7 protein-coding genes and 1 pseudogene are annotated in these 7663 nt (G+C 44.9%); 7 read left to right on the top strand and 1 reads right to left on the bottom strand.

Annotated elements, in window-relative coordinates; translation table 11 throughout:
* Positions 1 to 117 precede the first annotated feature (117 nt).
* Together ACQRBJ_RS11865 and ACQRBJ_RS11870 are read left to right on the top strand one after the other, a co-directional pair.
* On the top strand, positions 118 to 1695 hold the full coding sequence (locus ACQRBJ_RS11865; protein ID WP_445303717.1) for an AAA family ATPase: 1578 nt from the start codon (positions 118 to 120) through the stop codon (positions 1693 to 1695).
* A 30-nt stretch (positions 1696 to 1725) separates the two neighbouring features.
* Positions 1726 to 2172: a hypothetical protein gene (locus tag ACQRBJ_RS11870; RefSeq protein ID WP_445303718.1), complete on the top strand. Its 447-nt coding sequence runs from the start codon at positions 1726 to 1728 to the stop codon at positions 2170 to 2172.
* Between the two features lie 64 nt (positions 2173 to 2236).
* On the opposite strand, the gene ACQRBJ_RS11875 is transcribed toward ACQRBJ_RS11870, so the two are convergent.
* Complete coding sequence (locus tag ACQRBJ_RS11875; protein ID WP_287622006.1) at positions 2237 to 2722, bottom strand: BsuBI/PstI family type II restriction endonuclease; 486 nt, start codon at positions 2720 to 2722, stop codon at positions 2237 to 2239.
* A 208-nt stretch (positions 2723 to 2930) separates the two neighbouring features.
* Between ACQRBJ_RS11875 and ACQRBJ_RS11880 the strand changes: the two genes are divergently transcribed.
* The 5 genes and pseudogenes from ACQRBJ_RS11880 to ACQRBJ_RS11900 all read left to right on the top strand — a co-directional run bounded on the left by ACQRBJ_RS11880 (position 2931) and on the right by ACQRBJ_RS11900 (position 7560).
* The gene (locus tag ACQRBJ_RS11880) at positions 2931 to 3485 is read left to right on the top strand and encodes a helix-turn-helix domain-containing protein (RefSeq protein WP_006847542.1); all 555 of its coding nucleotides are present in this window, start codon (positions 2931 to 2933) and stop codon (positions 3483 to 3485) included.
* Positions 3486 to 3495: 10 nt separating this feature from the next.
* Positions 3496 to 5154: an AMP-binding protein gene (locus ACQRBJ_RS11885; RefSeq protein ID WP_445303719.1), complete on the top strand. Its 1659-nt coding sequence runs from the start codon at positions 3496 to 3498 to the stop codon at positions 5152 to 5154.
* A 68-nt stretch (positions 5155 to 5222) separates the two neighbouring features.
* A pseudogene (proB, locus tag ACQRBJ_RS11890) lies at positions 5223 to 5990 on the top strand (glutamate 5-kinase); the annotation flags it as partial.
* Between the two features lie 26 nt (positions 5991 to 6016).
* Positions 6017 to 7045: a virulence RhuM family protein gene (locus ACQRBJ_RS11895; protein WP_235391046.1), complete on the top strand. Its 1029-nt coding sequence runs from the start codon at positions 6017 to 6019 to the stop codon at positions 7043 to 7045.
* A gap of 92 nt (positions 7046 to 7137) precedes the next feature.
* Entirely contained in the window at positions 7138 to 7560 is a 423-nt protein-coding gene (locus ACQRBJ_RS11900; RefSeq protein WP_006847547.1) for a DUF6398 domain-containing protein, read from the top strand.
* Positions 7561 to 7663 lie beyond the last annotated feature (103 nt).

Raw genomic sequence — 7663 nt, forward strand, 5'->3', positions numbered from 1 at the left:
GCTCTTGCTGCATTTTTTATGTTTTATAAGATAGCAAACTACATTTATTGCACATAATCCTTGGATAAATGGAAAAATAAATGTATCTTTGCCAAAGAATAAAAGAACAGAAAGACTATGGCAGAGATGATCACAAGGAAATTGCCAGCAGGCATACAATTCTTTAGCATTATCCGCAAGGATGGCTACTTATATGTTGACAAGACCGACTTGGTATGGCAACTTACTCACTCAGGTGATTTATACAATTATCTGAGCCGTCCTCGTCGTTTCGGTAAATCTCTGCTTATAGATACCTTGCAATGCTACTTCGAAGGCAAGAAAGAACTCTTTGATGGGCTGAAGATTATGGAACTGGAAGAAGAATGGACTGAGTATCCCGTCATCAGACTTGACATGAGCGGTGCAGGTGCCACTGCTGCCGAAATCAAAGACTATCTCAATCTTGAGTTTTCGAAATATGAAGCTTTATACAGCATCAAGCCTAAAGAGACATCTCGCGAATCCGTACGTTTCCAAGTTATCCTTGACACAGCCTATCAAAAGACAGGTAAGCAAGTAGTGGTACTGATTGACGAATACGATTCCCCTTTGCAGCATTCATGGAAGACACCAGAGCATGAAGGTTGCACTGAAGTTTATCGTTCTGTATTCTCCGTACTCAAACTCAAAGGAAATGTACTTCGCTTTGTCTTCATCACAGGCATCACGAAGTTTACCCAGATATCCCTATTCTCTGTACTTAACCATCTGACAAACATCAGCTTTCTCCCACAATTTGCCCCTCTTTGTGGCATCACCGAGGAAGAAATGACAGTCAACTTCGCCCCAGAGTTGGAAGCCTTGGCAGATAAGATGGAATGCAGCATTGAAGAAGCACACGACAAGTTGAAGACCTATTATGACGGTTATCATTTCAGCGATGAGAACATGACCGACATCTACAATCCGTTCAGCTTGCTCAACGCCCTCTCCCAATTGCGTCTGCGCAACTATTGGATTTCATCCGGCGCCACTTCCATGCTGAATAAATTCGTAAACAACATGGAGTTACGCCTTCATGACTTCGAAGATTGCTACATCGACAAAGACACACTGGAGACATCAGATGTCATAGAAGGCGGTTCCGAACTATTTCTCTATCAGACAGGTTATCTCACCATCAAGGGTTTTGATGAAGATGGATATTCTTTAGGCTTTCCGAATGAGGAAGTAAGAAAGGCTCTCTATAAAGCCGTATTGCCTGCACTGACCCAGAAGGACATCACGGATATTGTCTCCATACAAAGTAGGTTGATGCACAATATGAATAATGGCAATTTGGAAGAAGCCAAGCAGTGTATGAAATCTCTCATCTCAAATGTCCCATACAGCAATAAGAAATTGGTAAGTATGGACATGGAGGAGCGTTATCGCCTTATCATCAGCACCATACTGAATGCCATAGGCTGCCAAGTAGAAGTAGAACACATGCTATCAACTGGCAGGATAGACATCGTAGCCTCCACCTCTCGTTTCATCTATGTGATGGAACTAAAGTTAGCAAACAACGGAGGGATAAATGCTGCCGAAAAACAAATGATTGACAACGGCTATCTCAAGCCATTCTTGGCAGATGACCGAAAAGTTATAGGGGTAGCTGTAGAATTAGATGACATGGGCAAAGGACTCATTGATTGGAAAGAAGTTAAATAACAAAATGTTTAATCAAAAACAAATGAAATTATGAGACGATTATTATTAACATTTGCCGTACTAAGCACATTTGCTCTTACGGCTAACGCACAGGACGTAAGAAAATTCACCTATGATGTAGGCGGCTATTGGGTAAAGCTGGACACCAAGAACATGCGCTTTCTCATGGATGGCTGCGGCGAAGAAGAGTGGGACAAAGTCCTTAACTACAAGAAAGTAGGCAACAAGGAGAGTTTCTCTACCAAGAGCGGAACTGGTGGAACTATACGCCATGAGTTTGTAAAGAAAAGCGAGAACAAATATACCTATACAATCACATACCCTGGTTATAAGCCGCAAACGGAGAACGTTACTGTCGGCTCAGATGCCCCTTCAGCTAAGGAGGCAGCCAAGAACCCTGTGAAAGCTGCCAGCGATGGCGTAAAGGGATTGTTCAATAAAGGCAAGGGGCTGTTCAAAAAGAAAGACAAGAAATAACCATATATAAAAAATGCTGCAAGAATCTGAGTTCTTGCAGCATTTTTCACATATAACACGAAAATTATCTTGGTCCCAAGAATCGATCACCGTTCAAGTGAATCATGTGGTCGGGCATATCTGCCATCCACACTTCCGTATCCCAAGCAAGAGACTCCGAGAACTTTTTGAATGTTTTAAAATCTAGAAAAGCCGTAACAAAGATTTTACCGCTCTTCACATTCTTTGTCAACTCTTGAAGTTCAACTATTCTCTTGTTATCCATCGGACCTACGGAAGTAACAGACTCTATAAAATAAAGCCAATCTTTATCTTCCCGATAGAGAACCACATCTGGCATTTTATCATGCAATGTTATCTCAAAACCCAACTCGCAGAGTCTTTGCTCATTCTTTACAAGGTCTTTCTCTGTTGTATCACCCACATAAAGACATTCGGCACCAGGTGCAAACCGAGCACCAAACTCTTCTATGATTGCCTTTTGCAATTCATTATGCTTTCCTGTTGAGAAAGACATCTTCAGGCATTGTTCCTGGGTCCAACGATTCAAACTATATGCTAAAGAAAAACAAGTTTGGTATATGGAAGATGAAGTCTGCGCATTCTAATAGTTTTATGCTCTTATACATAAATATCACTTTAATCTATTAATTTATCAGCAGATTGTTTGGATATATCAACAAAAAGTCGTAATTTTGCCCCAAAATGCGAAGGTTTGCAATATACCTTCGCCAGGAACAACTAAAAAGAATAGCACTATGGATGAAGCAATCAAACAAATCGGTGAAAGGCTGAAAGGTCTCCGCGAGGTTCTCAATATTCCTGCCGAGGAAATTGCAGAACTGTGCGAAATCAGTCTTGATCATTACCTCAAGATAGAATCCGGTGAGGCGGATCCTTCTGTTTATCGCCTGTCAAAAATCTCAAAGCGATACGGCATCGACCTCGACGTATTGCTCTTCGGCGAGGAACCTCGCATGAAGGGATACTACGTTACCCGCAAGGGACAGGGACCGGAGATAGACCGCAACAACCAGTATAAATACCAGAGCCTTGCCGTAGGATTCAAGGATAGAAAGGTGAATCCGTTCATGGTACAGGTGGATCCGTTGCCAGGCGACAAGAAGCCGAACAAGAACGGACACGACGGGCAGGAATATGATTATGTGATTGAGGGACAGCTCGAAGTAACCATCGAAGAGAAGGTGATGGTGCTGAATCCGGGCGACAGCATCTATTTCGACAGTAGAAAGTCGCATTGTTTCCGCTCACTCAACAATGAGCCTGCCAAGTTCCTTTGTATAATTATCTAGAAGAGTAACTATGATCGAGAGATTTCTAAAACAGACAAAATTTACTTCAGAGCAAGACTTCAAGGAGCATCTGGAGTTTATCATACCAGAAGATTTCAACTTTGCCTACGACGTGATGGACGAATGGGCAAAGATCAAACCAGACCACGTGGCGCTGCTTTGGGCAAGTGAACGTGGCGAAGAAATCCGTTTTACATACAAGGACCTGAAGGAGCAGAGCGACAAGGCTGCTGCTTACTTCCAGAGTCTCGGCATCGGTCACGATGATAAGGTGATGCTGATTCTGAAGCGTCACTATCAGTGGTGGCTTGCCATGCTCGGTCTCCACAAGTTGGGTGCCGTAGCCATCCCTGCCACCCACATGCTTACCAAGCACGACATCGTTTACCGCAACAATGCAGCAAGCGTGAAGGCTATCATCTGCTGCGGCGATGATTACGTGGTAGAGCAGATTAACGAGGCAATGCCAGAGAGTCCTACCGTCAAGACCCTGATCAGTATCGGTCCGGATATCCCTGAAGGTTTCCACGACTGGATGAAGGAATGGAACGAATGTGCTCCTTTCGTTCGTCCGGAGCATGTAAACTCTAATGAGGATACCCTGCTGATGTACTTTACATCGGGAACCACAGGCGAGCCAAAGATGGTGGCACACGATCACCTCTATGCGCTCGGTCATCTGACCACGGGTGTATATTGGCACAATCTCCACGAGAACTCCATCCATCTTACCGTAGCCGATACCGGTTGGGGCAAGGCTGTATGGGGCAAGCTCTACGGACAATGGTTTGCCGGAGCCACCGTCTTTGTCTTCGATCACGAGAAGTTTACGGCTGATAAGATCATGCGCCAGATTGAGAAGTATCACATCACCTCTTTCTGTGCCCCTCCTACCATCTATCGCTTCATGATTCAGGAAGATTTCTCTAAGTATGACCTCAGCAGTCTTGAATACTGCACCACTGCGGGCGAGGCTATGAACCCATCCGTGGCAGAGACCTTCCAGAAACTTACTGGTGTTCAGATTTACGAGGGCTTCGGACAGACTGAGACCACGATGACACTCGGAACCTTCCCTTGGATCAAGCCAAAGCTAGGAAGCATGGGCAAGCCAAATCCACAATATGATGTTCACATCCTGCGCCCTGACATGACGGAATGCGAAGATGGTGAAAAGGGCGAGATTTGCATCCGCATCGGCGACAACAAGCCTATCGGTCTCTTCAAATATTACTATCGTGACGAGAAGCAGACCAAATCGGTTTGGCATGATGGTTTCTATCACACGGGCGATATGGCCTGGCGTGATGAGGAAGGCTACTTCTGGTTTGAGGGCAGAATCGATGACGTAATCAAGAGCTCGGGCTACCGCATCGGTCCTTTCGAGGTAGAGAATGCCCTGATGACTCACCCTGCCGTAGTAGAGTGCGCCATCACCGGTGTGCCAGACCCAATCCGCGGTATGGTAGTCAAGGCTACCGTCGTACTGAAGGATGAATACAAGAGTATGGCGGGCCCTGACCTCATCAAGAAGCTGCAGGATCATGTAAAGCATGAGACCGCTCCTTATAAATATCCTCGCATCATCGAATTCGTAGATGAACTGCCAAAGACCATCTCCGGCAAGATTCGAAGAGTAGAGATTAGAGAGAAAGACAACAAAAAATAAAGAAGAATGCGCTGGGAGGGCAGGTTTTGTTTCCTGCCCTCACCCAGTATGTCAACATAAAAGAATTTATGAGAAGAATAGTAGTAAAGGTGGGCAGCAACGTGCTGACCCGAGAGGATGGACATTTGAACGTAACTAGAATGTCGGCTTTGGTTGACCAACTGGCTTGGTTGAGAAGGCACGACTACGAGGTGATACTCGTATCTTCTGGTGCCGTGATGGCAGGCAGGGGCGAATTGCAGGTAGACCACCAGCTGGACAGTGTAGAGCAGCGACAGCTGTTCTCTTCCGTAGGTCAAGGCAAGCTGATTAGATTGTATTATGACCTGTTCAGAGAATACAACATCAAGGTGGGACAGGTATTGACCATGAAGGAGAACTTCCTTGCCAAGGAACAGTATCAGAACCAAAAGGCTTGTATGGAACTGATGTTGGAGAATGGCGTACTCCCTATCGTCAACGAGAATGATACCGTATGCCTCACCGAGCTAATGTTTACGGATAACGATGAATTATCTGGCTTGATTGCAAGAATGCTGAATGCCGATGCCCTCGTTTTGCTCTCCAATGTAGATGGCATTTACAATGGCGACCCATCTCTCCCAACCTCTCGCATCATCCCTTCGGTATATTACGACCGAGATGTGAGCGAATATGTGAGCGATGAGAAGAGTAGCCACGGCAGAGGCGGCATGATTTCCAAATTGAAGACCGCCCAGGATGTAGCGAATGCCGGCATCAAGGTGATCATTGCCAATGGTAATACCCCAAACATCCTCATCGACCTCAAAGAGCATCCGATGGAGACCCTACATACAGAGTTTGCTCCAAGACCGATGGAAAAATAATAGAATCACAAGCAATGGCAAAGAAAAAAGAAATACGTAACAGTACTGCAGAGTTTCTTACCTTCGTGGCAGAGGGTAAGGAACAAGGCGTACAGGTATTGTATAAAGACGAGACGGTGTGGGCTACACAGAAGGCAATGGCGACATTGTTTGACTGCTCAACCGATAACATCAGCTTGCACTTAAAGAACATTTTCAAGTCTGGTGAACTGCAGGAAGATTCAGTTACCGAGAAAAACTCGGCAACTGCCTCAGATGGCAAGACGTATCAAACCAAATTCTACAACCTCGATGCTATTATCAGTGTAGGATATCGTGTAAACTCCATCCGTGCCACCCAGTTCCGCCAATGGTGTACTTATGTCATCCGCCAATTCTCACTGCGTGGCTACATCATAGACAAGAAGAGAATGGAGAACGGATCGTTTATCGGGGAGGATTACTTCGAGCACCTGCTCTCCGAGATTCGCGAGATCAGAATGAGCGAGAGGCGGTTCTACCAGAAATTGACGGACATCTATGCCACAAGTATCGACTACAATAAGGATGCACCAACGACCCGCCTATTTTATAAGAAAATGCAAAACAAGATGCATTTTGCCGTACATGGTCATACTGCGGCAGAACTTATCGTTGACCGTGCCGATGCTGACAAGGAACACATGGGGTTGACTACATGGGAGAAAGCTCCCAACGGAAAAATAGTAAAAGCAGATGTGAGCATAGCTAAGAACTATCTCAAGGAATCGGAGCTTGATGATATGGGAAAACTTGTCAACACCATTTTGGATTTTGCCCAACGCATGGCAGACCGTCACATTCCCATGACAATGGAGGATTGGGCGAAACGTATAGATATCGTTTTAGAAGCTGGTGGAGATGCCGTCTTGAAAGACGCTGGGGAGGTGACGGCAGAGTATGCAAAGGAATATGCCGAGACTGAGTTTGAAAAATACCGCATCATCCAAGACCGCCTTTTCCGCTCCGACTTCGACAAGTTTGACGGCAACGAAGACTTGCCATCTTTGGATTTCAAGGAGTAAGTATTTCTTTGAAGGCATTACATAAATATATTTAGACGCATGAACCATTCGAGGTGAAGATTATTGAATAAAAATAAAAGGCATCAGAAAATATGGACAAAAAAGAATTGAAAGAAAGAGAAGTGAAGGTAACAGAACTTGCTGTGAACTTCTGCAACGAGAAGTTGGACGAGGAATGTGCCACACTATGCACCCAGCTGATACAGAAACTTGGAAGGAAACGCACCAATCCTCTCCAGTCTGGAAGATTAGAGATTTGGGCAGCAGCAGCTGTTTACACCATATGCAGCATCAACTTCATATTCAGCAAGGACTCCCGACTAAGCTTGACATCGAATGACATCTGTGAATATTTTGGCACAAGCAACTCTACCACGGCGCAAAAGTCGAGGACGATAAAAGACTTGCTGAAGATAAGTCAAGTATTCGATCCCAACTTTTCATTGAAAGAGATTGCCACAAACAATCCTTTCAATCGTCTTCGAATGTCAAATGGATTTTTCTTCTTCGACTAATGTCAAAAGACAAGGCTACATTACGGGCATTCCTTGCCAATAACTATGCACCATGCCCAAAAAGTGGGACAACGTTCCACCTTTTTGGCATGGTGTATTGTTT

Source organism: Prevotella sp. SGI.167, from assembly GCF_050313615.1.
Taxonomy (GTDB): domain Bacteria; phylum Bacteroidota; class Bacteroidia; order Bacteroidales; family Bacteroidaceae; genus Prevotella.

What these genes read in the sequence shown, in the direction of transcription:
- ACQRBJ_RS11895 (WP_235391046.1), top strand. Translation starts at nt 6,017, where the DNA reads ATGGCAAAGAAAAAAGAAATACGTAACAGTACTGCAGAGTTTCTTACC.
- ACQRBJ_RS11885 (WP_445303719.1), top strand. Translation starts at nt 3,496, where the DNA reads ATGATCGAGAGATTTCTAAAACAGACAAAATTTACTTCAGAGCAAGAC.
- ACQRBJ_RS11880 (WP_006847542.1), top strand. Translation starts at nt 2,931, where the DNA reads ATGGATGAAGCAATCAAACAAATCGGTGAAAGGCTGAAAGGTCTCCGC.
- ACQRBJ_RS11900 (WP_006847547.1), top strand. Translation starts at nt 7,138, where the DNA reads ATGGACAAAAAAGAATTGAAAGAAAGAGAAGTGAAGGTAACAGAACTT.
- ACQRBJ_RS11865 (WP_445303717.1), top strand. Translation starts at nt 118, where the DNA reads ATGGCAGAGATGATCACAAGGAAATTGCCAGCAGGCATACAATTCTTT.
- ACQRBJ_RS11870 (WP_445303718.1), top strand. Translation starts at nt 1,726, where the DNA reads ATGAGACGATTATTATTAACATTTGCCGTACTAAGCACATTTGCTCTT.